Origin of the sequence: Dyella terrae, from assembly GCF_022394535.1 — a bacterium.
GTDB lineage: Bacteria > Pseudomonadota > Gammaproteobacteria > Xanthomonadales > Rhodanobacteraceae > Dyella.
The window spans coordinates 259,105-285,163 of record NZ_CP089414.1 but is presented as its reverse complement, the minus strand read 5'-3'; the positions used below and the strand labels follow the sequence as shown (position 1 = coordinate 285,163).

Genomic DNA, 26,059 nt, shown 5'->3' with positions numbered 1-26,059 from the left:
TCTTTGCGCTGGTCAGGAGCCTCAGCTCGCAGATGTCCATGTCGCCGAATAACAACGCCACTCCCCTCCATCCTTCCGCCATGCCGTCTCCACTTGATACATGCCGATCTGCGCGGGAAGCAGTTTGCCTCCGCTCGTCAAGGTAACGGTGAAGCGTGCCACGTAGCGATCGCCGTGCTGTTCGACCTCAATAGGGCCCGTCAACGCGTGGATCGTCTCGCCGCGAAACGATGTCGCGCGCAACAGACCAAGCAGTTGGCGACGTTCCATCTCCCCATGGTTCCCGTCGAAGTCATCGCTCAGCACGGCATCCAGTGCCGAGGCATCCGCCTGCTCAGCAGCATGCTCGGCCTTTTCGATACCCTGTCGCACCCGACTTTCGTCGGGCGTGTGATGGCAGGCCGACAGGCCAGCCATCAGCAACAGGCAAAACAACGGATTTACAAACAGTTTTTGTACTCGAGGCATGGGAAATTCTCGCTGCGGCGCGGCTTGCTGCTATACGCGAGCGTATGCTCCAATGCCGCGACATTATCTTGCCCTACGTCGCCGTCAGGCAGACACATACAGGAGCGTTGGATACAACATGAGCATTGAACGTCCGTGGCTGGCCCATTACCCCGAAGGCGTTCCTCCGCAGATCGACGTCAACCAGTACGCGTCGGTGGCTGCGGTGGTGGAAGAAGCCTTCGAGCGTTTCCGCCAGCGCCCCGCGTTCGCCAGCTTCGGCAAGGTGCTCAACTACGGCCAGATCGATGAGCTGAGTCGCCAGTTCGCCGGCTACCTCACCGGCGAGCTCAAGCTGAGCAAGGGCGATCGCATCGCGATCATGATGCCCAACGTGCTCCAATACCCTATCGCCCTGTTCGGTGCGCTACGCGCCGGCCTGGTAGTGGTCAACACCAACCCGATGTACACCGCGCGCGAACTCAGGCATCAGCTTGAGGATGCCGGCGCAAAGGCCATCGTGGTGCTGGACAACTTCGCCTCGACGCTGCAGCAGGTGATCGGCGAGACCAAGGTAGAGCACATCATCACCACCGGCATTGGCGACCTGCTGGGCGCCAAGGGCATGGTGATCAACTTCGTGCTCAAGCACGTCAAGAAGATGGTGCCCGCGTATAGCCTGCCCCATGCCGTGCGCTTCACCGACGCCCTGTCGCGCGGCGCTCCTCACCCGCTGCTGAAGGTAGAACTGGGTCACGACGACCTCGCGTTCCTGCAGTACACGGGCGGCACCACTGGCGTCGCCAAGGGCGCGATGCTCTCGCACGGCAACATGGTTGCCAACATGATGCAGGCCGGCGCCTGGATTGGTAAGAACGCCAAACCCGGCGAAGAAATCATCATCACCGCGCTGCCGCTCTATCACATCTTCTCGCTGACAGCGAACGGTTTGGTGTTCATGCGCCTGGGCGGCCTGAACTGGCTGATCACCAACCCGCGCGACATGCCCGGCTTCGTCAAGGAACTGAAGAAGTCGAAGTTCACTGCGCTTACCGGCGTCAACACGTTGTTCAATGGCCTGCTCAATACCCCTGGGTTCGCTGAGCTGGATTTTTCCCGGCTGCACTTGAGCCTAGGTGGCGGCATGGCCGTGCAGCGCGCGGTAGCGGAGCGCTGGAAGAAGGTCACCGGCTGCACGCTGGCCGAAGCCTATGGCCTCACCGAAACCTCGCCCGCCGCGTGCATCAATCCGCTGGATCTGAAGGACTACAACGGCTCGATCGGCCTGCCGATTCCTTCCACCGATGTGGCGATCTGGTCGGAAGACAATCAGCCGCTGCCGATCGGTCAGGTGGGCGAACTGATGGTGCATGGCCCGCAGGTGATGAAGGGCTACTGGCAGCGCCCCGACGAAACCGTCAAGGTATTGGGCGCTGATGGCTGGCTGCATACCGGCGACATCGCCCGCATGGACGAAAGCGGCTACATCTACATCGTCGACCGCAAGAAGGACATGATTCTCGTGTCTGGCTTCAACGTATATCCGAACGAAGTCGAAGACGTGGTGATGCAGCACCCTGGCGTGGCCGAAGTGGCAGCCGTGGGCGTGCCGGACGAGCACTCCGGCGAAGTGGTGAAGCTGTTCGTGGTACGCAAGGACCCGAACCTCACCGTGGAAGCACTCAAGAAGTTCTGCCACGACAACCTCACCGGCTACAAGCGCCCGAAGATCATCGAGTTCCGCGATTCGCTGCCCAAGAGCAACGTGGGCAAGATTCTTCGCCGCGAACTGCGCGACGAGAAGAAAACACCGGCCTGATCCCGCCTATCTGCCAATAAGAAAACGCCCGCGAATGCGGGCGTTTTCGTTTCTGGCTTGGCAGCGCGCTGGAACCACGAGAATCACCGGCGATCAGTCGTGCCACATCTCCAGGATGTCCGCATAGCCACCCAGCAGATTCCATAACGGCACCTGCTTGTCCTCAGGGATGCGCGTGTAGGCAAACCCCAAATGCCGCTCGGAAATACGCGCCACCTGCGCTTCCAGATGGATATGCAAGTCGTGGCCGAAAATCATATCGAGGATCCAGCTCTGCCCCTGCTCGCCGTGCCAGCCCAACGGACGGCGCAGCAACACGCCGGTCGCGGAGATATCCACCAGCTCCGTAGGATGCGATTCGTCGCCACGGCTCATCAGCACCGTGGTTTCGATTCGCATGCGCGCGGGCCGCAGCTGCTCCGGGTCGACCCCGCTCCTGGCTTTGTCTTCCGCCTTGCTCATCCTGCTCTTTCTCCCCACGTCGCGCGCCACCCGGCGCCGACTGCTTCATCCTGAAGAACACTGCCTCATCGACCGATGTGGAGCGCCTCCTTCTAACTTCAATCCGGCCGTCGCGTCTTCAACACACCTGCGCGAACCAGACTCCCCGTCCCAAACCGCGAGTTGATCCGATCCTGCAACTGATCCGCGACGCGCTGTTCCGGCGCGGCATCGAACAGATCCTGTTGCGGCTCGACCGCAAATCCCGACAAATTGACGCCCAACAAGCGCAGACGTGGCCGCTGTTGGGACTCCCACCACGCACTAAGCAAGCGCCGTGCCAGTCGATAGAGTTCACTTGCGGACGCGCTTGGCGATGCCAGTTGCGCCTGCCGGGTATGCGTCACGAAGGGCGGCTCGCGTAGCTTCACCGTCACCGTGCGGCCCTGCAAACCCCGCTGGCGCGCCCTTGCGGCAATGCGCTCGCAATGCCTCAGTAGCCATGCTTCAGCCATGGCCAGTTCGGCTAAGTCCACGTCGAAGGTGTGCTCCGCGCCGATGGATTGTTCAGCCAGCTCGGGCTCGACGCTGCGATTGTCCTCGCCCCGGGCCAGCGCCTGCAGAGCGCCGGCCTGACGTCCTAGCGCACTCGCCAGACGCGCCGTGTCACTTGCTGCCAATTCACCCATGGTCCGGATGCCCAGTCGGTGCAGAGCCTGTTCTGTCACCTTTCCTACGGTCCAGAGTCGGCCCACCGGCAAGGGCGCCAGTTCCGCCACCGCGCGGTCTGAGGCGATGCGTCGGAACCCGTCCGGCTTGGATATCTCGCTGGCGAGTTTCGCCAACAGCTTATTGGGCCCCATGCCCACCGAGGCATTGAGCTGGGTGCGCTCGCGAATGGCCTCCTTGATCCTCAGCCCCATGGCTTCCACGGACCCCAGCAGGCGCTGGCTGGCGGTGACATCAAGGAACGCCTCATCCAACGAAAGCCCTTCGACGAGGGGCGTCACCTCATGGAAAACCTCGAACACTTGGCAGGAAACCTCCTCATAGCGCGCCAGATCTGGCCACAGGTAGACACCATGGGGACAGAGCCGGCGGGCCTGCGCCGTAGGCATGGCCGAACGCACGCCGAAGCGCCGCGCCTCGTAACTGCAGGTGGATACCACCCCGCGCGGCCCCAGACCAGCCACGATCACCGGCAGCCCCCGCAGCTCGGGCCGGTCACGCTGCTCCACGGACGCGTAGAATGCGTCCATGTCGACGTGGATGATGGTGCGTTCATCGGGCAGCATGTCGAAGCTATTTTGCCGTGCCGCGCGCATCGGGTGTACTGGACTTGCCCGGCTTCAGCGGCTAATCTTGGAGTCGCCAGGGTTATAAGGGTGCGCGCACGATCGGCCAGATCGACCGCTACGGCACCCGTCCCGATGCACTCAGCCGACCGATTGAGAAGCCAGTGACGCGGGTTTCGTCACGTTATGGCTCGCGCCTATTGTCGTGGTCCAGACACGCCAGAGACGCTCAAGGGTCGCTCACGGTCAGCCTGATCGAAACGCCGGACGCGCGATTTCATCATGCATGCCCGCGACGGTGACGTCATGCGCACCGGCTAGGCATCGCGCAAGTCAGTTTTAACGGATCGCGCCTGTGGGCCACGGTCCGGTCGGGACATTCGTCGAGCGAATGCCGGTGGGATAAACCGTTTCCTAACGTGTTAAACGCAGAGCAAGCCGTCGCGGACGGCCCAACGACATGCATTAATGAGCACTGAGCCAATCGAGCCTCAGGCGGTCCCCGCACCGCAAGACGCATTTGCGTCGGTACCTCAACAGCAGGAAATGCCGCTGGCCATCGTGCGCGGCGAGCCGCTGTTGCAGATGCCGCAGGACCTGTACATCCCGCCGGATGCACTCGAGGTCATCCTCGAAGCATTCGAAGGGCCGCTCGATCTGTTGCTGTACCTGATTCGCAGGCAAAACCTGGACATCCTGGACATCCCTGTCGCCGAGATCACCCGGCAGTACATGGACTACATCGAGATGATGCGGGATGTAATGCGCCTGGAGCTGGCCGCCGAATACCTGCTGATGGCGGCTATTCTCGGCGAGATCAAATCGCGCTTGCTGTTGCCCCGGCCTCCAGCCGAGGAAGGCGTGGAAGAGGACCCCCGCGCCGAACTGATCCGACGCCTGCAGGAGTACGAACGCTTCAAGAGGGCAGCAGAGGATATCGACGCCCTGCCCCGCATGGAGCGCGATTTCGCACCCGCCCATGCGGACACGGGCGAGCGCAATGTGATCAAGCTGCCGCCGCCGCTCGATCTGAAGGAGCTGCTGCTGGCGCTGAAGGACGTCATGCGCCGCGCCGAATTGTTTGGCCATCACGCCATCAAGCGTGAGGCGCTGAGTGTTCGACAGCGTATGGGCGAATTGCTGGGCCGACTAACCGGCGATCGAAATTTCCAGCGCTTCGAGACGCTGTTTGACATTACCGAAGGCCGCCTGGGCGTAGTCGTCACCTTCCTGTCCGTGCTGGAGCTGGCCAAGGAAATGCTGGTGGAGATTGTGCAGGAAGAACCACTGGGACCGATTTATGTCAGGGCGAAGGTCGTGAGCGCCGAAGAAGGCGCGGAAGATTTGTTCGCCGACGACGAGCGGGCCGCTGCTGCTGAATAAGCAGCCCGGCCTGAATTATTCACCGAAGCATCGCATCCCATCCGAGGCTATGCAGATCGAACAACTCAAACCCATCATCGAGGCGGCGCTGCTGGCATCTACCCAGCCGATGACCGTGCCTCAACTGCTGGAACTGTTCGGCGAAGAGGACGAGGTCGGTCGGGAAGAGATCGCCAAGACCCTCGAAGCGCTGACGGAAGACTGCGCTCACCGCGGCGTTGAGCTGCGCGAGGTGGGCTCGGGCTTCCGCTATCAGGTGAAGCAGCATGTGCATCCGTGGATTTCGCGGATGTGGACCGAGAGGCCCAGCCGTTACTCGCGTGCCCTCTTGGAAACACTGGCCCTGATCGCCTACCGGCAGCCAATTACCCGGCCGGAAATCGAACAGATCCGCGGTGTGGTGGTGTCCTCCAACATCATCAAGACGATGGAAGAGCGCGAGTGGATCCGCGTGGTGGGCTACCGCGACGTGCCCGGCAAGCCCGCCCTGTTTGGCACCACACGCGCCTTCCTTGACTACTTCAACCTGAAATCGCTGGACGAACTGCCGCCACTGTCGGAAATCCGCGACATGGAAGACCCGCAGATGAGCATTGCGCCGGAACCGCTGCCTGTCCGCGTGGCGCGTGACCTGCCGATCGATCCGGACGAAGAAGACGAAATCCTGGTGGTTGCCGGCGAAGAAACCGAAACCGACGTCACCGAACCCACCGGAAATGATGCCCCGGTGAACGGCGAAACGGAGAGCGAAGCCTCCGACGCCGTCGAAGAACCTCATCACGAAACACCCGAGGCGATAGAAGTCGCTACCACCGAACCCGACGCTGCCATGCACGTCGAGGTCCTTTCTGACACTGCCGACGAGGCAGCGACCCACGCGGACGCCGACCAAGGCGACGCCACGCAAGACACCGAGGAGTACCGCGCATGACTGCGCCCCAGAAATCCGTTTTGACCCTCAAGCGCGCACCGCGCGACGAAAGCACCCCCGCCATCGAGGAGCGCCTGCACAAGGTGCTCGCCAACGCAGGCCTCGGCTCGCGTCGCATGCTCGAACAGCGCATCCAGGCCGGTGAGGTGGAACTCAATGGCTCGCCCGCCACCATCGGCGCCAGCGTGCACGCGGGCGATCGCGTCGTGCTGGATGGCAAGCAGTTCATCGTTGCCACCGATAACCGCGATGAGACCGAAGTATTGGTCTATCACAAGCCGGAAGGCGTGGTGACCACTCGCGAAGATCCAGAAGGTCGCCCCACCGTGTTCGAACAGCTGCCGCGCCTGAAGGGTGCGCGCTGGGTCGCCGTGGGTCGCCTTGATATCAACACCACCGGCCTGCTGCTGCTCACCACTGACGGCGAACTCGCCAACGCGCTGATGCACCCCAAGAGTGGGCTCGAGCGCGAATACCTGTGTCGCGTGCACGGCGAAGTGCCCGATGAGATGATCGAAAAGCTCAAGGCTGGCGTGGAACTGGAAGACGGCCCCGCCCGCTTCGACGAGATCGCCGTTATCAGCCGCGGCGGTAGCCATAGTTGGTTCCGCGTAGTTATCCGCGAAGGCCGCAACCGCGAAGTGCGTCGCCTGTGGGACTCTCAGGGCTTCCTGGTGAGCCGCCTCAAGCGTATCCGCTACGGCAGCGTTGAACTGCCGCGCGCACTGCGTCGTGGCGACTGCGAGTCGCTGGGCGAAGAAATCGTCAAGGACCTGCGCAAGACCACCGGCCTCGGCGCACCGCAGCCGGTACTCACGCTGAGCCCGGTGCTGCACCAGCGCCGCGCGCCGCGCAATGTCACCGAGTACCGTCCCGCAGGCGGCGCAAGCGGCTCCTATAGCGCCGGCTACCAGGACGAAGCGCGCGAGCTGCGCGCCTATGACCGTATTCGCGAAGAACCCGCACGCGGCAAGCAGCAGCGTCGACACCCGGGCAAGGAAGTGAACGGCAACGTTGCTCGCCCGGAACGTGGTGGCGGCGGCGGGATGCAACGCAAGAACCGTCGTGGCGTGGCCCCGGGCCAGGAGCTGCCGTCGGTTCGCACCTGGTTCGCTGGTGAATCTCGCGAGGGTGGTGGTGGCACTGGCGGTCGTGGCGGCCCGGCGGGTAACCGTCGCGGCGCGGCGGCGGGCACGGGCAGCCGCGGCGGCGCAGCGGGCGGTAAGCCATTCGGTAACCGCGCTGGCGGCGCGGAAGGACGCAGTGGCAGTCCGTACGGCGGCTTTGGTGGTGGAGCCGGTGGCAACCGCGGTGGCAAGCCCGGCGGTCGTCCGGGTGCCAGCCAGGGTGGTCAAGGCGGTCGTCCGCAAGGCCGTGGCGGTAGCCGTCCGCAGGGCGGTACGGGTGGCCGTCCGCAGGGTGGTGGTCGTCCGCAAGGTGGCGGTGGCGGTGGCCGTGGCGGCAACCGCTCGGGTAACCGCTGAACGAATCAGACACCGTGACCGTCCGCATTTATCACAACAGCCGCTGTTCCAAATCGCGCGCAACACTGGCGCTGCTGGAGGAACGCGGCGTTGTGTGCGACGTAGTCAACTATCTGGATACGCCACCCAGCACTGTCGAGCTCGCGCAGCTGCTCGACATGCTCGGCATGACGCCGCGTGAACTGATGCGCAAGAACGAGGCCGAGTACACCGAACTCGGCCTCGACGATCCGTCGCTCGACGACACCGCGCTGATCGCGGCGATGGCGAGCCACCCGCGCCTGATCGAACGCCCTATCGTGGTGTCGAACGGCAAGGCCGCCTTGGGGCGTCCACCGGAAGCCGTGCTGTCTATCTTGTGAGCCAACGAATCCTTGTCGACAGGCAAGGATTCGGCGGTCGCACTTCAACTCCCTTCGTCTTCCTCGTCCGGCACATAGACCAGCAGGTCACCGGGCTGGCATGCGAGGAATTCGCAGATCTTGCTCAGCGTTTCGAAACGCACGCCACGCACGTGGCCTGACTTGAGCAAAGACAAATTGGATTCGGTGATACCGACGAACTCGGCAAGTTCGCGCGAACGCACTTTGCGCATCGCCAGCATGACGTCGAGTCGAACCACGATCGCCATCGGTACCTCACACGATCGAGCGCTGGTCATCTTCCAGTTGCACTGCCTGGTCAAACAGCCGCGCCACGAAGAAGAACACTGCAACAGGCAATATCGACAGCAAGTCATCGCCGCTGAATTCAAGACTCGCCGAATGTGCGCCGGATTGCGCGGCCAGCCAGAGCGAAGCGGCTGCCGGCAATAGCACCCGAAGTACCGCGGCGATCATCAGCAAACCCGCAAAACGCCGGAAATGTTTCGTCACCGCGCTCGAAAATAAGGACTCGGGGTGAACGCGACCGAGCATGCGCGCTAACTCGACTAGCGCGGCACATGTCACCAGCGCCAACAGTGCCGCCATGAGTGCAGCCCATCCACGAGGCAAGCCGCCGGTCGACAAGACCGCTGCCATGCCACCTTGCATTCCGTCATTGCCCCATATGCCCGCGGCAGTGACCACAAGGCAGGCTAAAGCAGCCAGCCAAGCCACCATCGCCAGCCGACGCGCCGCCCGCGCCACGAGTAACGCTGTTGCATGATACTTTTTTTCTGTATTACGATAATTTCTATCCGTCATACAGGCACCATATCATGAAACAATCAGCCCTGAACCGGCTCCTGCCGTTCGCACTACTGGTCACTTACGCAAGCCTCGCCCTCGCAACAGGTGGCTCCCCAGCAGCACAGGCCCTCTCGCGCCAACAGTCGGAAGACAGCTTGCGCAACGCTGCCGACGGCGAAGTCTTTGCGCTGGCAAATTCACTTCCTCGTATCGAGGATCCCGGCCTGGCTTTGCTCGCGCAGGCACGGCTGGCCGCAACTCAGCTGAATGCCGCAGAAGCACGTCAATTGGTCACCCGCTATTTCGCCGATGGCGCCCGCTCCCCGGCGGAGCGCGTACTCGCATGGCCCATCGTGGCCGATGCCAGTTTTGCCGATGGGGAGTACCGCCAGGCTGCCGACGCGGCACACGCGTGGGAAAAGGCGCTGACCGAGCAAGGCGCCAGCGCCGATGACCGGGCCAACGCGCTCCAGATGGCTGCGGTCGCCGAGCAGTTCGCCGCGGCACCGAAGCAACAGGTGGAGGCTTACGCGCCAAAGCCAGAGGATGTAACCCGCGACAAAGTTGGCCTGCCCCGTTCCATCACAGTGATCAATGGCAAGTCGCAGGAGGTCGTACTCGACACCGGCGCCAATCTGTCCACCGTGTCACTGTCTACCGCGCATAAGCTGGGCTTGCACCTGCTCGACGGCACCGCCAGCGTCGGCAGTGCCAGTCGCCAGGCCGTTGCGTCACGGATCGGTATCGCCGATCACCTTGAGTTCGCAGGTCTGTCGTTGAATCATGTGGCTTTCCTGGTTCTCGACGACGATCAGCTGAGCATGCCGGTGCCCGGTGGTTATCACATCGATGCCATCCTCGGCTTCCCCGTGCTGCGACAGCTTCAGCGCCTAGAGTTCACCAGTGACGGCAAATTGCTGCCATCGCGCAGCGATGCCTCATCCGCTGCCACCGGCAATCTGCGCATGGCTGGAAGCGATCTCTACGTAAACGTCTTCCTGAATAACATCCCGGTCGCCATGCACCTGGACAGCGGCGGGGCGCGCTCTGCTCTCTCGTCAGGCTTCGCCACGGAGCATCCGTCCGTGATCAAGGGATTGAAGACGCATAAAGAACACGTTGCGGGCGCTGGAGGTTCGCGGGACAACGAATCGGCCGCGTGGCCGCAGGTCAACGTGCGCATTGGCGATCAACAGACGGTGTTGCCGACCTTGGCGATTTCGCTGAGCGATGCAGGCAACGTCAAGGCCCCGAACGTGCTTGGCGGCGATATTCTGCAAGCCTTCGATCATTGGACGATCGATTTCCAGCGCATGCAGTTCGAAGTGGGAAAACCGTTGGCGAAGCCAAGGGCCAAACCGCGCGCGGACTGACCGCGCGCCCCCCCCCCCCGAACGGATCAGCCTGCGTCGAGCGTAAAGCTGTCCGCATCCATCCACGCCGGGAAACGCTCGCGATGCGCGAGCAGTGGCGCGGGATCAACCGTCACCGTCACCACCTGCTCTTGCGCCCCCAGTTCCACCAGCGGTTCACCCACGGGATCAAGCACAACGCTGTCGCCTGCATAGGGCAGATCGTTGCCGTCCACGCCCACGCGATTCAGCCCCACCACATAGCTCAGGTTTTCGATGGCGCGTGCACGCAACAGCGTGCGCCACGGCTGTCGGCGCGGTGCCGGCCAGTTGGCAACGAACAAGGCAAGGTCGTACTCCATGCCGCCTGTCGCTTCCTCGCAACGCCCGTTGCGCAGCCACACCGGGAAACGCAAGTCGTAGCAAACTTGCGGCAGGATGCGCCACCCATTGAGCTCCACGATAAGACGCTCGCTGCCACCACCGTAGCGCGTATGTTCACCGGCCATGCGGAACAGGTGACGCTTGTCGTACTGCGCGAAGCTGCCGTCCGGGCGCGCCCAGATCAACCGGTTGTAGACCGTTTCGCCCTCGCGGATCGCCAAGCTGCCGCACAGCACGGCGCCGACTTCCTGCGCCAGCGCACGCATCCATGCCACGCCCTCGCCGTCCATCATCTCGGCGCTGGCACGCGTGTCGTTGCTGAAACCGGAAAGAAACGTTTCTGGCAACACGACGAGATCCGTCTGCCCGGCCACGCGGCGAACCAGTTCGCCGTAGTATTCGCGGTTGGCGGGCGCGTCGTGCCAGCGAGTCGCGCCCTGGACCAGGCTTATCCTCAAAGCTTGCATAGACGCTCCGCTGCGGCATCCATCGTGGCGTCGCTCTTGGCGAAGCACAGCCGCAACAGGTGCGTGCCCGGCGCTTTCTCGTAGAACGGCGTGAGCGGAATCGCTGCTACGCCCCCTTCCTTCACCATCCACTCGCAGAACGATACGTCGTCCTTGTCGCTGATGGCGGAATAATCGACCAGCTGGAAATAGCCGCCCGGCACATCGAGCAACTTGAAGCGCGAAGGCTTGATCAGCTCGCGAAAACGGTCGCGCTTGGCCTGATAGAAGTCGGGCAGCTCCAGGTAATGCTGCGGTGTGCTCGCCATGAACTCGGCAAAGGCCACCTGCGCGGGATGGAACGTGCAGAACGTCAGGTATTGGTGCACCTTGCGGAACTCTGCGCTGAGCGCCGCTGGCGCCACCGCGTATCCCAACTTCCAACCAGTGCAGTGATAGGTCTTACCAAACGAGGACACGACAAAGCTGCGGGCTGCCAACTCCGCATGGCGAAGCACGCTCTGATGCTGCTCACCGTCGTACACGATGTGTTCGTACACCTCGTCGGACAGCACCACGATTTCGGTGTCGCGAACGATCGCCGCCAGTTCGTCCAGGTCCGCGGCGGAAAGCACCGCGCCCGTCGGGTTGTGCGGGCTATTGATGAGGATCATGCGCGTCTTCGGCGTAATCGCGTCACGCACGCGCTGCCAGTCAACGGAGAAACTCGGCGCCTGCAGCGGAATATGCACCGCGCGCGCACCCTGCAACTCGATGGCTGGCTCGTAGCTGTCGTAGGCGGGATCGAACACGATGACCTCGTCGCCCGCTCGCACTACGGCGGCAATAGCGGCAAACAAGGCCTCAGTGGCACCCGACGTCACCGTCACTTCCGTGTCGGCGCTCAGCTTGTGACCATATAAGCGCTCGGTCTTCAGCGCGATCTGCTCACGCAGGGTAGGCAGGCCGATACCCGGTGCGTACTGATTGCGCCCTTCGGCCATGGCGCGCGTGATCGCATCGCGCATTGGCTGCGGTGGTTCGAAGTCCGGAAAGCCCTGCCCCAGGTTCACCGCTTTGTGTTCCACCGCCAGCTGACTCATGACACTGAAGATGGTGGTGCCGACTTTCGGAAGCTTGGTATCGATCTGCATGGTCCGGATGTCTGGAGGGCTAAACATTTATGCTAACACGGCACCCATTGCGAGCCAGCGTTAGAGGTATTTGCCGCACTGCGCGTGATTCTCGCGCACAGCATTAGGCAGTTTCTCCGCAAGGAAATCGACGAAGGCACGCACGCCGGGCAACAGGCCGCGCCGACTGGGATAAACAAAGTGCATGGTGCCCTGAGGCACGCTCCAATCAGGCAGAACAACCTCGAGCTCACCGCGCCCAATAGCCGGGCCGCAGACAAACTCAGGCAGCAGCGTCACGCCGATACCGCTCTTGCAACTTTGCAGCAATGCATTGAAATCGCCGCAGATCAGGCGCGGCTTGATATCCACGACGACACGCTGGCCTTCCTTGTCGAGCAGCTCCCAACTCTGCGCACCTTCATGCTCATGGTTGCTAAGCGCCGGCATCTGCGAGACGTCAGATGGCTCCTTGGGTCGTCCAAGGCGGTTGAGCAGCTCGGGGCTGGCCACCAACAGGACGTTCGACTGACCGAAGGTACGCACGACGAGCGTTGCGTCAGTGTCGAGCTTGCTGCGCACGCGGATAGCGATGTCGAATCCTTCACCGATGACGTCCACGCGACGGTCGGTCGCCTGCAGACGCACCTGCATCTTCGGATGCTGCGCCAGGAAATCGGGAAGAATGTGACCCACCACCGTCTGCACCAATGACACCGGGCAACTGACACGCACGACGCCACGTGGCTCGGAACGCACTTCTTCCACAGCCTCTTGCGCGGCCCGCGCCTCTTCCAGCACGGCGCGGCAGTGGCCGTAGAAGCGTTCCCCCACCTCGGTGACGACGAAACGGCGCGTGGTCCGCTGGAGCAGGCGCACACCCAGGCGTTCCTCCAATTGGGCTATACGCTTGCTCAGGCGGGACTTCGGGATACCCAGGGCACGCCCGGCGGACGAAAACCCGCCGTGTTCAACGACCGCGGCGAAGAAATACAGATCGTTGAGATCCTGCAGGGCGCCATCCAGCACGGTCATCGCTGTTTCCTTATTAGAACAATACGTTCAACTTTACCGGACTTATCAGCCGATTGTCCGAAGAATACCTTAGTCACGTCGCCGGTCGACCCGGCCCGTCAACTGAGGAAATACCATGAAACTGCTGCATCTCGACGCAAGCGCCCTGGGTAGCCACTCCGTTTCGCGCGGTCTGACTGCTGCCATCGTAGCCGAACTCACCCATAACAACCCCGGTACGGAAGTCATCTACCACGATCTGGCTGCCAATCCGCTTCCCCACTGGACCCCCGTGGCCGACGCTAGCGATCCGGCCGCCGTGTTGGGTAGCCAGATGATCGAGGAATTTCTGGCTGCCGACGTGGTGGTCATGGGTGCCCCGATGTACAACTTCAGCATCCCGAGCCAGCTCAAGGCGTGGATCGATCGAGTCGCCGTCGCCGGCAAGTCGTTCCGCTACACCGCCAATGGCCCAGAAGGCCTGGCTGGTGGCAAGCGCCTGATCGTTGTGTCCTCGCGTGGTGGTGTGTACAGCCAGGGCAGCGCGGCCCAGCCCATGGACTTCCAGGAGACCTACCTGCGCGCCGTGTTTGGCTTCCTCGGCGTCACCGACATCGAATTCGTTCGCGCCGAAGGTGTGAACCTGGGCGAAGACAACAAGGTCGAATCGGTGAAGTCGGCTCACGCCTCTATCGGTACGGTTGCCCGCAAGGCCGCCTAAGCCACACAAGTACCACCGTCCCCGACAAACGCCGCGCCCCAGGGTGCGGCGTTTGTCGTTTCCGCGAGACACCGGGCGTTGCTGTCGCCCCCAGGTTTTCAACAGTTTGAAGTAGGCAATCTGGCGCGAGGGTTGCGTCGACGCGATCCGATGCAATGAAGCAAGGCGTGGAACCTCGCCGAACACGACGTTTTGCGCAGCTCCATGCGCCAGCAATGCACGGAAGTTCGCTGACTTTGCTAAGCCGGCGCCCGGCGCAGAAGCAGCCATGCGGCACGTCCGATAGCCAAGGCGCCCCTACGCTTTGGCCGCGGTGTGTTTACGCCGCCTGCTCCAGCGACGGCTTTGGGCGAGCGTACTGAGCCAAGCGGATCGCACCATCCGTACCGGGCATTTCGACACAAACGGAGCGCCCCGAGCGCAGGTGCTCATCGCGTGCAACTTCACGCGCAAGCTTGATGGCAGCACCAAGCCGGAGATCATTGAACAGAGAAAAGCCTAGACGGCAGACACACCACGAGCCGTCAAGACATTGCTTCAGCGAATAGGTGACCATCATGCAGCCCTTTGGGGGAAAAGAGTCCTGCCGCCAGCTGATCACGCCCGTTCTTCACGACGCGACCTATCCATCAAATACTAAAAGAGCATGCCTTTGTTACACCGACATGCCTATCAGAAGTGCCCCTGATATTACGTAGGAAAGCGACTACGACAATAGAAATAGGCACGACGTGTTACCTGTTTCACAACAGATACACGTGCGCTTGTTGTCCGTGAGCGCGAGGACGTACACAGATGAACAACAGGCCCTGTGCACATGGATATATCACCTGTCATTAACCGCCATCTCGTCAGTTTCGGAATCCCATCGTCGTGGAGTTGTGCTGATGACAGATGGCATGCAAGAGCTACATCTCCCAACGTTCGAGGCGTTCAACGAACTGCTCCGTCTGTATCGTCAACTCGAGCAAGAGAACGAGCTTCTTCGCGGCCAATTGCGGCGGCATCCCGTAGGTGAGCTGCAGATCCGCGAAACCGAGCGCAAAATGGTCGAGATTCGTGGTGACACGCCACCGGCGATACCGGAGCGACTGATGGCTCTGCTGGCCGCATGGCCCGAACGATGCGCCATCGCCGGGGAAGATGGAGAGCATCAACCATGACCATCACCCCACGCCCTGAGCCGGTCGTGACTCATCCCCAACGACTGGTGTTTCCTGCCGACGACATTACCAAGCAGGACATTGCCAACTACTACCAGGCTGTCATGCCGCGCTTTCTCCCGGGCATCGCGGGTCGCCCTACGTCGGTCTATCGTTTTCCGGAAGGCACCACCAAGCCCGGTTTCTTTCAGAAGCACCCTATGCCCGGACTGCGGCACGTGGAACACATCACGTTGCGCGAGGAAAGCGGTGCTATGAACGACTACATCTGCCCCGGCGACGCTGGTGCTGTCATCGAGCTGGTGCAATACAACGTCATCGAATTTCATCCCTGGGCATCACGGGCGACCTCGCTTGAAGAGCCCGACTATCTCGTCTTCGATCTTGACCCTGGCGATGGCATATCGTGGCCGGAGGTAACCGACGCAGCTCGATGGATACGAGGGCGCCTCGTAGAAGCTTCTCTCCAGAGTTTCGTACGAACAACGGGCGGTAAGGGACTGCACGTTGTCGTACCTCTCCACACATCGTGCCGCTGGGATGACGCCCGCCAATTCAGCAACGCATTTGCCCATGGCCTGGCCGACGAACAGCCCGCCTCCTTCACTGCAAAAGCAAGCAAGGCTGAGCGCAAAGGCCGCATCTTCATCGACTACCTTCGCAATACGCGGGGTGCTACGAGCGTAGCATCGTGGTCCTTGCGTGCACGTCCCGGCGCTCCGGTTGCCATGCCCATGCGATGGCAAGACCTCGGCCGCTGCGCGAGCGGCGATGCGTTTGACATCCGATCCGCGCGGCGACGTTTGTCGCGTTTGCGCAGCGAACCCTGGGAAGGCTTCGCCACGATGCGGCAAAGCCTCGAGAAGCCGTTGCGCATATACGCGCCATCGAAAGCTTAGCTGGCTCCACCCGATGCCCGATCGTCCATGAGCAGATCGATTCGACCCAGCGCAGGGGAAACAAAGTAGCCCCCTTTCAAGACATGACGAACGGCATCGATGAGCTCTTCGCCAGCCGACGCCTTGAGCACATAGCCTCTGCCCACGGACAGCGCGGTACGGGCCAGCATCGGATCATCCTGCACCGTAATGAAGACCACAGGCGTCTCCGGCCGATCCGCCAGAATCTCCCTCGCCGCCTTCATGCCATCCATGCCAGGCATGCTGATATCGGTCACCACTGCATCCGGCCGCAACCGGCGCGCAGCTTTGACTAAGGCTTCACCGTGGGTTACGACAGCAAGCACGTCAAACTCTTCGCCGAGCAACTCCCGCAGTTGTTCGGCAATGGGCAGGTGGTCCTCGGCCAATACGAGAGTGGCTCGTCTCACGCTGGCTCCCATGCATAGTTATGCATCGGTTGCAGCATCTTCCAACGTAAAAGCTTCCGCCACAGAAAGAAAACCCAGTCGCCGCTAAGTAAAAGTACTACCGATACGCCTGGTGACCGCGCCTCCTGCCATCCGCTCAGAACAACAGGCCGAGATCCTCAGCGCGCCGCACCAATTCCAGCGTGGAATGCACGCCAAGCACCTGCATCATGGTGTACTTGTGCGCCTCAACGGTTCTCACCGACAGCCCCAGCTGCAGTGCAATCTGCTTGGAGCGCAGACCAGAACCCACCAGGCGAAGCACCTGCAATTGCTTGGCGGTGAGATTGCGCATATCTGCCATTTGCCCACTGATGTAGCGAGCGCCAAGCGCTGGCGTCACATACGTACCGCCAGACATGACCTGTTGCGCGGCATTGCGCAAGTCTTCGCCCGCTGAATTCTTGAGAATGTAGCCACGGGCACCCGCACGAAGCGCCGCTACCGCCAATGCGGGCTCCATATGCATGGTCAGAAACACGAATCGCGTTTCCATTCCTGCCTGGCGCAACCGCTTTAGAGCGTCCATGCCATTGCAACGCGGCATATTGATGTCCGCGACCACAAGGTCTGGCTCCAAGCGCTGTACCGCATCGACCAGCGCTTCGCCGTCCGCAGCGATATCAAGCAAGTCGAAATCCTCGTCGAGGATGTGTTGTACGCCTTCGGCTACCATGCGATGGTCGTCGGCAATGATCAGTTTTGGTTTCAAACTGACTCGTGGATTTCTAACGGTATTCGTATGCATAGTTCAGTCCCTTTTCCTAGAGTTGATTGCAGTCGATAGCTGCCATTGAGCAACTTCGTGCGCTCGTCGATGCTCATCAATCCCAGCCCTCGACGCCCCTCTCCCTCTGCGACAAATCCCTTGCCGTTGTCTGCGATGGTAAGGTCTACCTGATGGTGCTCGATCTGCAGCGCCACCTCGACACGTTTCGCCTCGGCATGGCGCAAGGCATTACCGAGGGCCTCCTGCGTAACGCGGTACAAGCAAAGCGCCACATCCTCAGGTAGATCCTTTGCTTGTGGCGAAACGCGCAACTCAATGACCGGCCCGCTTCGGTGACGCATGTTCTGACATAGGCCGGCAAGCGCCGCGGTAAGCCCTGTCTGCGTAAGCATGCTCGGATGGAGATCGTGAGATAGATGCCGCACATCTTCTGATAGCGCGATCAGCTCGCTCTGCAGCTGACTTACATCCTGCTTGTTGTTCTCGCTTACCTTCCGGCGCAAAGCGCTCAGGCGAATAGATGCCACGGCCAAGCGCTGGTTGATGTCGTCGTGAAGATCGCGCGCGATGCGGGCGCGCTCCTGTTCCTGCGCCACGATCAGTCGACCCGCGAGCTCGCGAACCTCGGTGCTGCTAACGAGCAGCGCATGCTGTGTCGCCCTGCGTTGTTCCACGAGTACCGAGAGGTACAGCGAAGCGACGGCCACACCAAGCATCCACAACTGCACACTGATGGTTGTCAGTTCGGATTCCATTTGAACGAATGGCCCTTCATGGGCGAGGCTCAATTGGATAGCGATCAGCCCTACGACCAGATTGACCGCGCATGTACCAACCACCTGTGCCCTCATCGCAACAAAGATGGCTAACGGCACGGGCGCCAGTAGCATGAGCGGCCTTATCAAGGTGAACGCCCCGAGTTCACGCCAGCCTAGCCAGAGGACGAACAGAGCTCCGGCAGTGATCAGCACCACGTCCCATCCAGGCAGGGCAGCACGGCGCGCTGACGAATTGGGATGGACAAGGCTGAGGATCGCGGGCGTGAGCAAGACATAGCCCAGTGAGTTCGCTAACGCGACGTGCCACCACGCACGGGACAGCCAGCTAGGTAGCTCCACCACGTCGGACAACCAGAACACCAACACGCCAGTTGCCGTTGGCAATGCAACTGCCGCAATGGCCAGGAAAACAAGAAGCTGGAAGAAGTTGTCGACTGACTGGCCCTTGCGCAGGCGACTCAACAGCCAAGCCGTGACGTTGACGAGCAACAGCACGGCAACACTGACGATGGCGATGCCCTTGCCTGGCAAGCCCATCATCAATGCCATCAGCAGCATGCCACCCAGCCAACCGATGTCGTAGGCCAGCCAATACCGATAGCTTGCGCACAACAGCAACGCGAGCAACATGGCGCCGGGTAGACAGATGATCTGCGAATCGAGCGAATGATCCCAGAGCGCCAAAGACACCCACTGAGCCACTAACACGGCCAGGCCAACGCCTATGCCACGTGACAGGTATTGGGACCACGCACCTATGGGTGCTTTCCCGCTCATGACCCCTTCCGCTCCGTACATCCTTTCGCCTCGCCGCTGATTAGCAGCTGCCGCCCCTAAGGAGTAGACATCGCCGGACAACCGAAGCCAATCAGCATTGGCCCACACCAGCCGTCATCGCTTCGTGACGATTTACGTAGTTCTACGAGGCCGGTGACGGATCGCTTTGAACTCTGATACTAGATCGTTCTTATAGACCCAAATCAGAACCTGAGGTGATGGCTGACCTGGCTGGATTCACTGCGGCACTCAACTGCCAAAGCTAAAGAATTTTCGTACTGATCGGTAAATTTACCGACCCCATTTGAGTGAAAGTTCGCTTACCAAGCGAGCCTCGACAAGACAAGCTGAGATAGAACAATCAGCGGCCCGACGAGACTCGACCGACCATGGAACTGAAGCACGCGCAACCCGCATCGGGAAGCACCAGCCCACCCTGGCGCGCCCCGGCCTCTTTTCCGACGCAGATCATCGGGCGATGGGCGTTGCCCATCGTTCCCACATGAAGACAAATGCTCGGCCGAGGGCGAAGAGCACACGCCGGTTGCGTGTATTGCTTGCCGATGAGCACCGGTGCGTCGCCGAGGGCTTGGCCGGCCTCCTTGCCAAGAGCGCTCGTTCCGTCCTGCTCGTGCACGACGGAGAGGCACTCATCGAAGCCGTTATGGCCGGCCAGGTCGACCTCGTCATCACTGACATTGCCATGCCGCCTTTCAGCGCCTTGCAGGCATTGCGTAGCCTGCGACAACAAGGCAGCGATATTCCCGTCGTAGTGCTTTCGACTCATGGCGAACCCTTAATCGTGCGCGAGGCCATGCAAGCTGGCGCCAACGGCTATGTGCTCAAGCAATCGCCCAGCAGTGAGCTGCTCTATGCCATGGCAGAGGTCAGCGCGGGCAACCAGTTCATCAGCCCCCAGCTGATGGCCTCGTTGCTCGATGCGCCCGAGGCGCTACGCCGCCTCACTCGGCGGCAACGGGAGGTCATCGAGTCCATGGCCAAAGGCAAGCGAACCAGCGAAATCGCCGCAGAGCTTGGCATCTCCGTGCGCACGGTCGAAAGCCACCGGCAATCGCTGCTGGATCTTCTGGGCGTACACCACGGCGTGGCGCTGATTCGAGAAGCGGAGCGACTGGGGCTTATCCCGGTGGGTCCGTACGACGTACACCTGGCAACGGAGGATAAGCCCCTCCCCTAGTCATCGACTTCCATCCCTAGTGCAGCACCCATTCACAAGTATCAAATGAGAGATTCACGATGAACCTGCTCCGATATGTAGCTCCACTCGGCGCCGTCCTGCTTGCCGCCTGTTCAACGTTCAGTGTCAGCAACCAATGGAAAGACCCCTCATGGCCGGGGCCGCCCGCCGGCAACGTGCTCGTCATGGGCATCACCAAGAGTGACACCTACCGTCACGTGTTCGAAGACACCTTCGCACAGCAACTGCAGGCTGCTGGCGTACAGGCTGAACAAAGCTACTCCCAGATCCCCGCCGGAGCAGCCTCGGAAAAACTGACCGACGTGATCAAGGCCACCGGTGCACAGGTGATCCTTACGACGCGCGTGCAGCGCGTTGAACAGAAGCTCAACGTCACGCCAAGCGGCCCGGGCTTCGGAGGTTTCTACGGCTGGTATGGCGGTGCCTGGGCATCTACTCCCAACGTGACCCAGTACGACGCTGTTACGCTCGAAACCACCGTATGGGACGTCAGCTCACAGAAGGTGATCTGGTCTGTAACCACCGAGGGGGTGGGCACCAGCAACATTCCCCAGGCCACGCAGGACTTGGCGAAAACCATTATTCCCAAGCTGAAATCGGACGGCATCATCCGCTAAAGCCACCTGGGCTGCGGCACCCTGCAGCCCAGCTCCCTGGACGCATCAGGAAGAACAACTATGGCTATCCATTATCTGCGCAGCCTCGGACTTGCAGCCCTCCTCGTCACGGGTACGGCAGCGGCACAACAACTTCCCGTGGCCTATCCCGCCAACGGACAAAGCACCAACCAGCAGCAGACAGACAAGAATGCCTGCATGTCTTGGGCGCAAACCAATGCACCCACTCAGGCATCCCCTGCCCCGGAAACCGGCCCCGCCGTCGGCGGCGGGCAACGCGCCGGTGGCGCCGTGCGCGGTGCCGCAGCAGGCGCCGTAGTGGGCGGCGTCGCCAACAACGATGCCGGACATGGCGCAGCGGTCGGTGCTGCCGCCGGTGTGGTCGCCGGCGGCATGCGAGCACGCCAACAAAGGCGGGAGCAGAACACCGCCGCCGCCGCGACGCAGAACCAGAACACAGCGAATCTGGCGCAGGCCTACGGTGCCTGTATGAAAGGCAAGGGTTACACAGTCAACTGACCTGCATAGTCCACTTTCAACCCTCAGGCTCTACTGAGCCTGAGGGTTTCAGCGCCACGCGCTTCCCACTTGAATGTAGTAGGCGTGATCGCCCTCGCTCCATGCCCAATCGAGGCCGGCGTAAAGCCCCAGGGCGCGAGCGATCAGATAGCGGAAGCCGACCCCTTCCGCCGTATGCGTGCTGGCATCGCCGAAATCCAGTGTGCGGCCCCATGCCTTGCCGGCTCCACCGAATCCCAACAGCGCCCATCGCGGCGTGAAGTTCCACCGCAGCTCTGCCTCCAGCATGCCGACGTTCTGGTCCTGGTATCGCCCGTAGGCTATGCCACGCAAGTCGATTGATGGTTGCTGATAAAAGGGCGCATTGCCACGCACCGCGCGATAGTCCACTCGCGTTCCCAGCACCCAATCCTGGCTTAGCTTGAAATAGCCGTAGGCGTGAGCGCGATAGCTCTGGAAGGTGTTGTCACTGCCGATGGCCGGCGCATACTCAGTGGCTTCGAGTCGCCACAACCAGCCCTTCGATGGCGTCAACGTGTTGTCCCGAGAGTCGTAACTCAGCCCAAGTCCCAGGCCGGAGGCGCGCTTGGCGAATTCCTTGGGCTTGAAGTATTGATCGTCGCTGGGAATGTTGAGCCGGCTGTCCAGATTCATGTATAGCCAGCGTGCCGACACGAACAGGTCACTACCACCCAGCCTGCGTGAAACCTGCTGGTAGGAAAAGACACCATCAAGGTTGTAGCCGATCTCCTTGGGAGCCGACAGCAAACCCTGCGTGTAGTAGTTCAGATTGACGTAGGCCTTGCCGATGACGCCCGCATATCGCCAGGTGTCGTCCTTAAAATGGAACGACCCACCCAGACCGTACCCCCAGGTCCCGTTCTCCGTCTTGAAAGCCGCCGCACCATAGATATCGGGCGGGATGTGCAACCCGCTTTCTTTGGACTCCTCCGATTGCTTCGGCGGATGAAAGAACACCGCAGCCGCTCCTCCGCCATTTCCCACGGCGGGCTCGGTAATGACGATGGGAACAAGCAAAGCGCCTTTGTGCTGCAACAGCCAGCGCGACATGTCCAGCGCGCCATCGTTGGGGTCACGAAAATTGTCCCACCAGGAGGGCTTCTTGCCATCGGCAACAGTCGCAAGCGGCGATTCGGGTGACAGCGGCGAACTTCGTTCCCCGGAATCCGAGCGAAACGTGGCGCCCTGCGCGTGCAAACCAGTGCAGCCCAGCAGGACTACTCCGAAGAGCAGCAGCCACCTGCCAGCCGCGAGGAAGGTCCCCATGACGACTCCATTGTCCGGCCATCGTTGTCACATCAGATTGATGTGACTTTGCCGGACTGGAGTACGCACGGACAGCGCAAATACTCGGAATAATCCTAGGTAAATGCACCTAGCCGCGCTACTCGCTCTTGGGCGCAACCTTCGGGTCCCTGATTTCCGTTCAACCTAGCTCAATTGGCTGGCGAAACGTCTACGTCCTTCCAGCTGCTATCTGGGTCGAACGATTTCATTGATTGCACAACACTAGCGCCGTTCTTTCCGAGATCCTTTTCGAACACTTGGCCGTCGTGACTCACCATGAAACTCATCACCCCTGTTTCGCCATATTGGACCGGCCACGCAACAAGAGCGAAACCGTTGGTCATGCGCCCGCCATCTACGTAGTTATAGGCACCACCCGGAGCAGATGCCCCCTGCGCCGTCAGTATTTTGTAGTGATAGCCGTAGTAACCCTGACCGGGCTTCACGTGGGTAAAGTTCGGACCAAGCGGACTCGGTGATTGATCGCCCGATGTCGGCCAGTACAGGCCGTCATGCTTGCCTGGTGAGCTGATCAGGCGCTGTGCGTACTGCAGCACCTTGTCGCCATCACGGTCCTCCGACGCGTAATCCCGCTGTGCATCGTAGTAAGCAAGCATGGCCTGTTGCACGGCCAGTTCGTTTTCGCCGATGTGACGCGTACGTATTTCCTGTTCGGCGCCAACCAGGTCGAAGTGCCAGCCACTACTCCCTTGCACCAACGGCAGCGGCAGGACCCAATTCTCTGAGCCCACGTCGAGATGCGTCTTGCCATCCGCAGTGTCGATACGATAACTCTCGTCATAGCGCTTCAGGAACAGATCCACGTCGTCCTGCTGTATGCCTTCAACGGGAATGTAGTCCTTCCAGTTACTGCCCAGCACCTTGGCCAGCGCGGCTTGATCATGGTTGCGCACTGCCTGCACGAAAGCACTGGCAGCAGCATCCGCCGTTGGATAGCTCCCCTGCTGCGCCAGCGTAGTGCCAGCGAAGACAACGCCAGTACTAACCATCAGGCTCAGGACCAGGCTACGGATCTTGGGAATGCGATTCATGGTCTGGCTCCTCAACGACGATGGAATCCGCCACCAGCCCGGCTAGGCGCCGGTCGGGACACTTGCCGCCCGGCGCCGGCACCGGCGCCGCGGGAATTCGACATCGAGTGCTGACTCGCCTGTCCCCTATCAAACTGCGTCCGTGCCGAACCCGGCGACTGCCCACCGCTGAACGCATTGTTGCGCGGACCTGCCCCGGACCGATCGCCCGAGAAGTTCCCTCGCGTTTCGCCACCTAGGTTGCCATTACGCGTCTGCCCGCTGATATTGCCGCGCTCCGCACCACCTCCGGTGCCTTGGCCGCCCGCCCGGTTTCCACTGACCGGACGATTAAGGGCGCCGCCGCTTTCACCAGCAGAACGCCTGGCTGCCGTGGAAGATCCATTGTTGGTGGAGCGGTCGAAACTCTGCAGGGCGTGTTCGCGACTGGCGTTGGCTGCCGAATCGTTGCCACGGAACGCCTGACGCTGATTGGCGCCGCCCACGCCCTGACCATAACGTTCACGGCTGGCCTGATCGTGATAAGGCGTGCCGCGACGATAGTCCGGATTATGGTTCCAACCCACGTTGCCGTTGCCGCTGATACGGTTATTAACGTTGATGTTGTTGTAGCGATTGACGTTGATGTTGACGTCGTTGTGGCCCCAGTCGAAACCACCCCACAGCGAGTTGGCGATGGCAATACCGGTGCCAAACGCGAGACCCGCCGCCAGCCCCGTTGCCACCGGATACGCATAGCCCGGCGGTGGCGGCCAATAAGTGGGTGGATAAGAGGGATACGCCCACGTCCCATAGACCACGGTCGGGTTGTAAGCAGGCACATAGACCACCTGCGGATTGGCAGGCTCGATCTGGATGACCGTCGTGCTCGGTGCGCTTGACCCCGCGGAGGCCTGCTGCACCACCACCTTCTGCTGGTCGGTCGACTTCAAGTTGCCGGCTTTCTGAGCTTGCTGACGCAGGCGCTGAACCGATGCCATTACGTCGTCCGACTGGGCAAGGAAGGCGTCGCCGATGTTCTGCACCCAGTCGGGGTGTTGTTTCATCTGGGCCAGCACCTGAGGAAACGCCACCAGCGACTGGACGCTTGGATCCCATGGCTGGCTCGCCACCTGTTTCACGGCATCGTCGCCCTGCGTCTTCGGGTGGGATGCCGACCAGGCCGCAGCATCCGCCACGTTGCTCGGGTACGTGCAGGCCATAAGGACCTGCGAGAGCAATGCATCGGGATACAGCGCGACTGGCGCGAGCATCTGGTCGAGTTGCTGGTTGCTGTAGATCTTTTGCGTGCCGCCCTGTGAGTTCTGCGCAACAGCCTGGCCAGCCATTAGGAAGGGTACGCACAAAAGGCAAAGCAGGCAGATCCGCCAGAACCCGTCGCTTCTCATCGTCTTCATCGTGCCGCTCCCATGCAGCTCTCGCACTCGTATCAGCTTGATACCCCACACCATGCATTGACCACTGCATTTATGCGGAAGCGAACTCAGTAAAACTACTTAGCCAGACAGTTTCACGACATACCAAACCGGATGGCACGTAGATTTACCAGCCACGGCGTAAGTAGTAGTTCGCTGTGAGCGTCAGTGATAGCGAAGGACCATATCGTCCATCCCTGACAGAAAAGGACGACAACCATGCACCGCATCGAGTCTTCGCGCTTCGCCACTCCCCGCGCCCTATTCGCCGTGCTGTGCTTGGGTTTCCTTTGGGTCCCCATCGCGAAGGCGGACACGCCGGACTACTGGGACGGCGATTGGCACGGAAGCATCCAACCGTATGGATGGCTGCCGGGTATCAGCGCCAAGACGCGGTACCAGTTGCCTGACAACGGACCCACGGTCGAACAGAAATCGAACAACGATATCTTCAGCTCGCTCAGCGGCGCCTTGATGATCGACGGCACCGTTCGCAAAGGAGACTGGGGTTTCTATGGTGACCTCGACTGGGTGAAGTTTTCTAACGAAGATGGTCGCTTCACCAACATCGGTGGCCAGCGATTTGGAGCCAATGCCAACCTCGACACGCGATGGAACATGAAGGGCGGAATGGTGACGCTGGCAGGGCTCTATACCCTGGCCCATGGCCAACAGGGCTACATCGACCTGGTGTTCGGTGCCCGCTATCTATGGCTCAAGGGCAATCTCAACTGGAATTTCAGCCTGACGGGCAACCGCGGCAACCTCAACATCTCCGATAGCGGCCATCTCAGCAACCAAACGCATGTCACCGACGGCATTGTCGGCATTCGAGGCCGATGGTCACCGTTCGCAGGTAGCAACTGGTTCTTTCCCTACTACGCGGATATCGGTACCGGTGGTTCAGACAACACCTACCAGCTCATGGTCGGCGTGGCCTACGGTTTCCATTGGGGAGATATCGCACTCAACTACCGGGATGTGGAGTACAAGAAGAACGGCGGCGACGAGTTCCTGAAAAGCGTGGAGCTGAGCGGACCTGCGCTTAGCCTGACCTGGCATTTCTGAGCATCGACAGGCGAATGTCGA

General features: G+C 61.1%; 28 protein-coding genes. 13 read left to right on the top strand and 15 right to left on the bottom strand.

Annotation, left to right across the window (positions count from 1 at the left end; genetic code table 11):
- Nucleotides 1-21 precede the first annotated feature (21 nt).
- Nucleotides 22-468 carry a nuclear transport factor 2 family protein gene (locus DYST_RS01295; protein ID WP_239949488.1) on the bottom strand — a complete coding sequence of 149 codons (447 nt, stop codon included), beginning with the start codon at nt 466-468 and terminating at the stop codon, nt 22-24.
- 118 nt (nt 469-586) lie between these two features.
- Here DYST_RS01295 and DYST_RS01290 point away from each other — a divergent pair, with 118 nt between their 5' ends.
- Nucleotides 587-2,266 carry a long-chain-fatty-acid--CoA ligase gene (locus tag DYST_RS01290; RefSeq protein WP_102304887.1) on the top strand — a complete coding sequence of 560 codons (1,680 nt, stop codon included), beginning with the start codon at nt 587-589 and terminating at the stop codon, nt 2,264-2,266.
- Between the two features lie 93 nt (nt 2,267-2,359).
- On the opposite strand, the gene DYST_RS01285 is transcribed toward DYST_RS01290, so the two are convergent.
- A complete protein-coding gene (locus tag DYST_RS01285; RefSeq protein ID WP_102304888.1) occupies nt 2,360-2,728 on the bottom strand; it encodes a PilZ domain-containing protein in 369 nt (122 codons plus the stop codon).
- A 98-nt stretch (nt 2,729-2,826) separates the two neighbouring features.
- Nucleotides 2,827-4,002 carry a DNA polymerase IV gene (locus tag DYST_RS01280; protein WP_239949487.1) on the bottom strand — a complete coding sequence of 392 codons (1,176 nt, stop codon included), beginning with the start codon at nt 4,000-4,002 and terminating at the stop codon, nt 2,827-2,829.
- A gap of 468 nt (nt 4,003-4,470) precedes the next feature.
- Here DYST_RS01280 and DYST_RS01275 point away from each other — a divergent pair, with 468 nt between their 5' ends.
- The 4 genes from DYST_RS01275 to arsC are packed head-to-tail and all read left to right on the top strand — an operon-like array spanning nt 4,471 to nt 8,162.
- Nucleotides 4,471-5,385: a segregation and condensation protein A gene (locus DYST_RS01275; RefSeq protein ID WP_102304890.1), complete on the top strand. Its 915-nt coding sequence runs from the start codon at nt 4,471-4,473 to the stop codon at nt 5,383-5,385.
- Between the two features lie 49 nt (nt 5,386-5,434).
- Nucleotides 5,435-6,316 carry an SMC-Scp complex subunit ScpB gene (gene scpB, locus DYST_RS01270; protein WP_239949482.1) on the top strand — a complete coding sequence of 294 codons (882 nt, stop codon included), beginning with the start codon at nt 5,435-5,437 and terminating at the stop codon, nt 6,314-6,316.
- Nucleotides 6,313-7,800, top strand: a complete 1,488-nt coding sequence (locus DYST_RS01265; protein ID WP_239949480.1) for a pseudouridine synthase — start codon at nt 6,313-6,315, stop codon at nt 7,798-7,800. The genes scpB and DYST_RS01265 overlap by 4 nt, the downstream gene beginning before the upstream one ends.
- 14 nt (nt 7,801-7,814) lie before the next feature.
- A complete protein-coding gene (gene arsC / locus DYST_RS01260) occupies nt 7,815-8,162 on the top strand; it encodes an arsenate reductase (glutaredoxin) (RefSeq protein WP_102304893.1) in 348 nt (115 codons plus the stop codon).
- A gap of 44 nt (nt 8,163-8,206) precedes the next feature.
- On the opposite strand, the gene DYST_RS01255 is transcribed toward arsC, so the two are convergent.
- Nucleotides 8,207-8,431, bottom strand: a complete 225-nt coding sequence (locus DYST_RS01255) for a helix-turn-helix domain-containing protein (protein ID WP_102304894.1) — start codon at nt 8,429-8,431, stop codon at nt 8,207-8,209.
- A gap of 7 nt (nt 8,432-8,438) precedes the next feature.
- The gene (locus DYST_RS01250; protein ID WP_239949479.1) at nt 8,439-8,987 is read right to left on the bottom strand and encodes a DUF2975 domain-containing protein; all 549 of its coding nucleotides are present in this window, start codon (nt 8,985-8,987) and stop codon (nt 8,439-8,441) included.
- Nucleotides 8,988-9,001: 14 nt separating this feature from the next.
- Here DYST_RS01250 and DYST_RS01245 point away from each other — a divergent pair, with 14 nt between their 5' ends.
- Nucleotides 9,002-10,345 carry a retropepsin-like aspartic protease gene (locus tag DYST_RS01245; RefSeq protein WP_239949477.1) on the top strand — a complete coding sequence of 448 codons (1,344 nt, stop codon included), beginning with the start codon at nt 9,002-9,004 and terminating at the stop codon, nt 10,343-10,345.
- Between the two features lie 26 nt (nt 10,346-10,371).
- Here the strand turns inward: DYST_RS01245 and DYST_RS01240 are convergent, their stop codons facing one another.
- Genes DYST_RS01240 through DYST_RS01230 form a run of 3 tightly spaced genes read right to left on the bottom strand, consistent with a single transcriptional unit; the run spans nt 10,372 to nt 13,322 of the window.
- A complete protein-coding gene (locus DYST_RS01240; protein WP_239949475.1) occupies nt 10,372-11,175 on the bottom strand; it encodes an amidohydrolase in 804 nt (267 codons plus the stop codon).
- Nucleotides 11,163-12,308 carry a pyridoxal phosphate-dependent aminotransferase gene (locus DYST_RS01235; RefSeq protein WP_239949473.1) on the bottom strand — a complete coding sequence of 382 codons (1,146 nt, stop codon included), beginning with the start codon at nt 12,306-12,308 and terminating at the stop codon, nt 11,163-11,165. The genes DYST_RS01240 and DYST_RS01235 overlap by 13 nt, the downstream gene beginning before the upstream one ends.
- Before the next feature lie 60 nt (nt 12,309-12,368).
- Nucleotides 12,369-13,322, bottom strand: a complete 954-nt coding sequence (locus DYST_RS01230; protein ID WP_239949471.1) for a LysR substrate-binding domain-containing protein — start codon at nt 13,320-13,322, stop codon at nt 12,369-12,371.
- A 115-nt stretch (nt 13,323-13,437) separates the two neighbouring features.
- Between DYST_RS01230 and DYST_RS01225 the strand changes: the two genes are divergently transcribed.
- Entirely contained in the window at nt 13,438-14,022 is a 585-nt protein-coding gene (locus tag DYST_RS01225) for an FMN-dependent NADH-azoreductase (protein WP_102304900.1), read from the top strand.
- A gap of 319 nt (nt 14,023-14,341) precedes the next feature.
- On the opposite strand, the gene DYST_RS01220 is transcribed toward DYST_RS01225, so the two are convergent.
- The gene (locus tag DYST_RS01220; protein ID WP_239949469.1) at nt 14,342-14,581 is read right to left on the bottom strand and encodes a hypothetical protein; all 240 of its coding nucleotides are present in this window, start codon (nt 14,579-14,581) and stop codon (nt 14,342-14,344) included.
- Nucleotides 14,582-14,909: 328 nt separating this feature from the next.
- On the opposite strand from DYST_RS01220, the gene DYST_RS01215 reads away from it, so the two are divergent.
- Nucleotides 14,910-15,185 carry a hypothetical protein gene (locus DYST_RS01215; RefSeq protein WP_239949467.1) on the top strand — a complete coding sequence of 92 codons (276 nt, stop codon included), beginning with the start codon at nt 14,910-14,912 and terminating at the stop codon, nt 15,183-15,185.
- On the top strand, nt 15,182-16,084 hold the full coding sequence (gene ligD / locus DYST_RS01210) for a non-homologous end-joining DNA ligase (RefSeq protein WP_239949465.1): 903 nt from the start codon (nt 15,182-15,184) through the stop codon (nt 16,082-16,084). Before DYST_RS01215 ends, ligD begins: the two co-directional genes overlap by 4 nt.
- On the opposite strand, the gene DYST_RS01205 is transcribed toward ligD, so the two are convergent.
- The 3 genes from DYST_RS01205 to DYST_RS01195 all read right to left on the bottom strand — a co-directional run bounded on the left by DYST_RS01205 (nt 16,081) and on the right by DYST_RS01195 (nt 18,840).
- Nucleotides 16,081-16,494 (bottom strand): response regulator, encoded by a 414-nt coding sequence (locus tag DYST_RS01205; RefSeq protein WP_239949463.1) that lies wholly within the window; start codon nt 16,492-16,494, stop codon nt 16,081-16,083. The two genes, ligD and DYST_RS01205, sit on opposite strands and share 4 nt — an antisense overlap.
- 157 nt (nt 16,495-16,651) lie before the next feature.
- Complete coding sequence (locus DYST_RS01200; RefSeq protein WP_239949461.1) at nt 16,652-17,266, bottom strand: response regulator; 615 nt, start codon at nt 17,264-17,266, stop codon at nt 16,652-16,654.
- Nucleotides 17,263-18,840, bottom strand: a complete 1,578-nt coding sequence (locus tag DYST_RS01195) for a sensor histidine kinase (protein WP_239949459.1) — start codon at nt 18,838-18,840, stop codon at nt 17,263-17,265. Before DYST_RS01195 ends, DYST_RS01200 begins: the two co-directional genes overlap by 4 nt.
- Before the next feature lie 502 nt (nt 18,841-19,342).
- On the opposite strand from DYST_RS01195, the gene DYST_RS01190 reads away from it, so the two are divergent.
- Genes DYST_RS01190 through DYST_RS01180 form a run of 3 tightly spaced genes read left to right on the top strand, consistent with a single transcriptional unit; the run spans nt 19,343 to nt 21,195 of the window.
- On the top strand, nt 19,343-20,038 hold the full coding sequence (locus DYST_RS01190) for a response regulator (RefSeq protein WP_239949456.1): 696 nt from the start codon (nt 19,343-19,345) through the stop codon (nt 20,036-20,038).
- Nucleotides 20,039-20,097: 59 nt separating this feature from the next.
- Nucleotides 20,098-20,676 carry a hypothetical protein gene (locus DYST_RS01185; RefSeq protein ID WP_239949454.1) on the top strand — a complete coding sequence of 193 codons (579 nt, stop codon included), beginning with the start codon at nt 20,098-20,100 and terminating at the stop codon, nt 20,674-20,676.
- A 60-nt stretch (nt 20,677-20,736) separates the two neighbouring features.
- Entirely contained in the window at nt 20,737-21,195 is a 459-nt protein-coding gene (locus DYST_RS01180) for a glycine zipper domain-containing protein (protein ID WP_239949453.1), read from the top strand.
- Between the two features lie 48 nt (nt 21,196-21,243).
- Here the strand turns inward: DYST_RS01180 and DYST_RS01175 are convergent, their stop codons facing one another.
- The 3 genes from DYST_RS01175 to DYST_RS01165 form a co-directional block, all read right to left on the bottom strand.
- Complete coding sequence (locus DYST_RS01175; protein WP_239949451.1) at nt 21,244-22,482, bottom strand: BamA/TamA family outer membrane protein; 1,239 nt, start codon at nt 22,480-22,482, stop codon at nt 21,244-21,246.
- 170 nt (nt 22,483-22,652) lie between these two features.
- Nucleotides 22,653-23,555, bottom strand: a complete 903-nt coding sequence (locus tag DYST_RS01170) for a DUF2950 domain-containing protein (protein WP_239949449.1) — start codon at nt 23,553-23,555, stop codon at nt 22,653-22,655.
- Nucleotides 23,556-23,566: 11 nt separating this feature from the next.
- Complete coding sequence (locus tag DYST_RS01165) at nt 23,567-24,952, bottom strand: DUF3300 domain-containing protein (RefSeq protein ID WP_239949447.1); 1,386 nt, start codon at nt 24,950-24,952, stop codon at nt 23,567-23,569.
- 237 nt (nt 24,953-25,189) lie between these two features.
- Here DYST_RS01165 and DYST_RS01160 point away from each other — a divergent pair, with 237 nt between their 5' ends.
- Entirely contained in the window at nt 25,190-26,038 is an 849-nt protein-coding gene (locus tag DYST_RS01160) for a hypothetical protein (protein ID WP_239949445.1), read from the top strand.
- Nucleotides 26,039-26,059: the final 21 nt, after the last annotated feature.

Coding starts and splice junctions, on each gene's coding strand:
- DYST_RS01295 (WP_239949488.1), bottom strand. CDS start 468: ATGCCTCGAGTACAAAAACTGTTTGTAAATCCGTTGTTTTGCCTGTTG.
- DYST_RS01290 (WP_102304887.1), top strand. CDS start 587: ATGAGCATTGAACGTCCGTGGCTGGCCCATTACCCCGAAGGCGTTCCT.
- DYST_RS01285 (WP_102304888.1), bottom strand. CDS start 2,728: ATGAGCAAGGCGGAAGACAAAGCCAGGAGCGGGGTCGACCCGGAGCAG.
- DYST_RS01280 (WP_239949487.1), bottom strand. CDS start 4,002: ATGCTGCCCGATGAACGCACCATCATCCACGTCGACATGGACGCATTC.
- DYST_RS01275 (WP_102304890.1), top strand. CDS start 4,471: ATGAGCACTGAGCCAATCGAGCCTCAGGCGGTCCCCGCACCGCAAGAC.
- scpB (WP_239949482.1), top strand. CDS start 5,435: ATGCAGATCGAACAACTCAAACCCATCATCGAGGCGGCGCTGCTGGCA.
- DYST_RS01265 (WP_239949480.1), top strand. CDS start 6,313: ATGACTGCGCCCCAGAAATCCGTTTTGACCCTCAAGCGCGCACCGCGC.
- DYST_RS01255 (WP_102304894.1), bottom strand. CDS start 8,431: ATGGCGATCGTGGTTCGACTCGACGTCATGCTGGCGATGCGCAAAGTG.
- DYST_RS01250 (WP_239949479.1), bottom strand. CDS start 8,987: ATGACGGATAGAAATTATCGTAATACAGAAAAAAAGTATCATGCAACA.
- DYST_RS01245 (WP_239949477.1), top strand. CDS start 9,002: ATGAAACAATCAGCCCTGAACCGGCTCCTGCCGTTCGCACTACTGGTC.
- DYST_RS01240 (WP_239949475.1), bottom strand. CDS start 11,175: ATGCAAGCTTTGAGGATAAGCCTGGTCCAGGGCGCGACTCGCTGGCAC.
- DYST_RS01235 (WP_239949473.1), bottom strand. CDS start 12,308: ATGCAGATCGATACCAAGCTTCCGAAAGTCGGCACCACCATCTTCAGT.
- DYST_RS01230 (WP_239949471.1), bottom strand. CDS start 13,322: ATGACCGTGCTGGATGGCGCCCTGCAGGATCTCAACGATCTGTATTTC.
- DYST_RS01225 (WP_102304900.1), top strand. CDS start 13,438: ATGAAACTGCTGCATCTCGACGCAAGCGCCCTGGGTAGCCACTCCGTT.
- DYST_RS01220 (WP_239949469.1), bottom strand. CDS start 14,581: ATGATGGTCACCTATTCGCTGAAGCAATGTCTTGACGGCTCGTGGTGT.
- DYST_RS01215 (WP_239949467.1), top strand. CDS start 14,910: ATGACAGATGGCATGCAAGAGCTACATCTCCCAACGTTCGAGGCGTTC.
- ligD (WP_239949465.1), top strand. CDS start 15,182: ATGACCATCACCCCACGCCCTGAGCCGGTCGTGACTCATCCCCAACGA.
- DYST_RS01195 (WP_239949459.1), bottom strand. CDS start 18,840: ATGAGCGGGAAAGCACCCATAGGTGCGTGGTCCCAATACCTGTCACGT.
- DYST_RS01190 (WP_239949456.1), top strand. CDS start 19,343: ATGAAGACAAATGCTCGGCCGAGGGCGAAGAGCACACGCCGGTTGCGT.
- DYST_RS01185 (WP_239949454.1), top strand. CDS start 20,098: ATGAACCTGCTCCGATATGTAGCTCCACTCGGCGCCGTCCTGCTTGCC.
- DYST_RS01180 (WP_239949453.1), top strand. CDS start 20,737: ATGGCTATCCATTATCTGCGCAGCCTCGGACTTGCAGCCCTCCTCGTC.
- DYST_RS01175 (WP_239949451.1), bottom strand. CDS start 22,482: ATGGGGACCTTCCTCGCGGCTGGCAGGTGGCTGCTGCTCTTCGGAGTA.
- DYST_RS01170 (WP_239949449.1), bottom strand. CDS start 23,555: ATGAATCGCATTCCCAAGATCCGTAGCCTGGTCCTGAGCCTGATGGTT.
- DYST_RS01165 (WP_239949447.1), bottom strand. CDS start 24,952: ATGAAGACGATGAGAAGCGACGGGTTCTGGCGGATCTGCCTGCTTTGC.
- DYST_RS01160 (WP_239949445.1), top strand. CDS start 25,190: ATGCACCGCATCGAGTCTTCGCGCTTCGCCACTCCCCGCGCCCTATTC.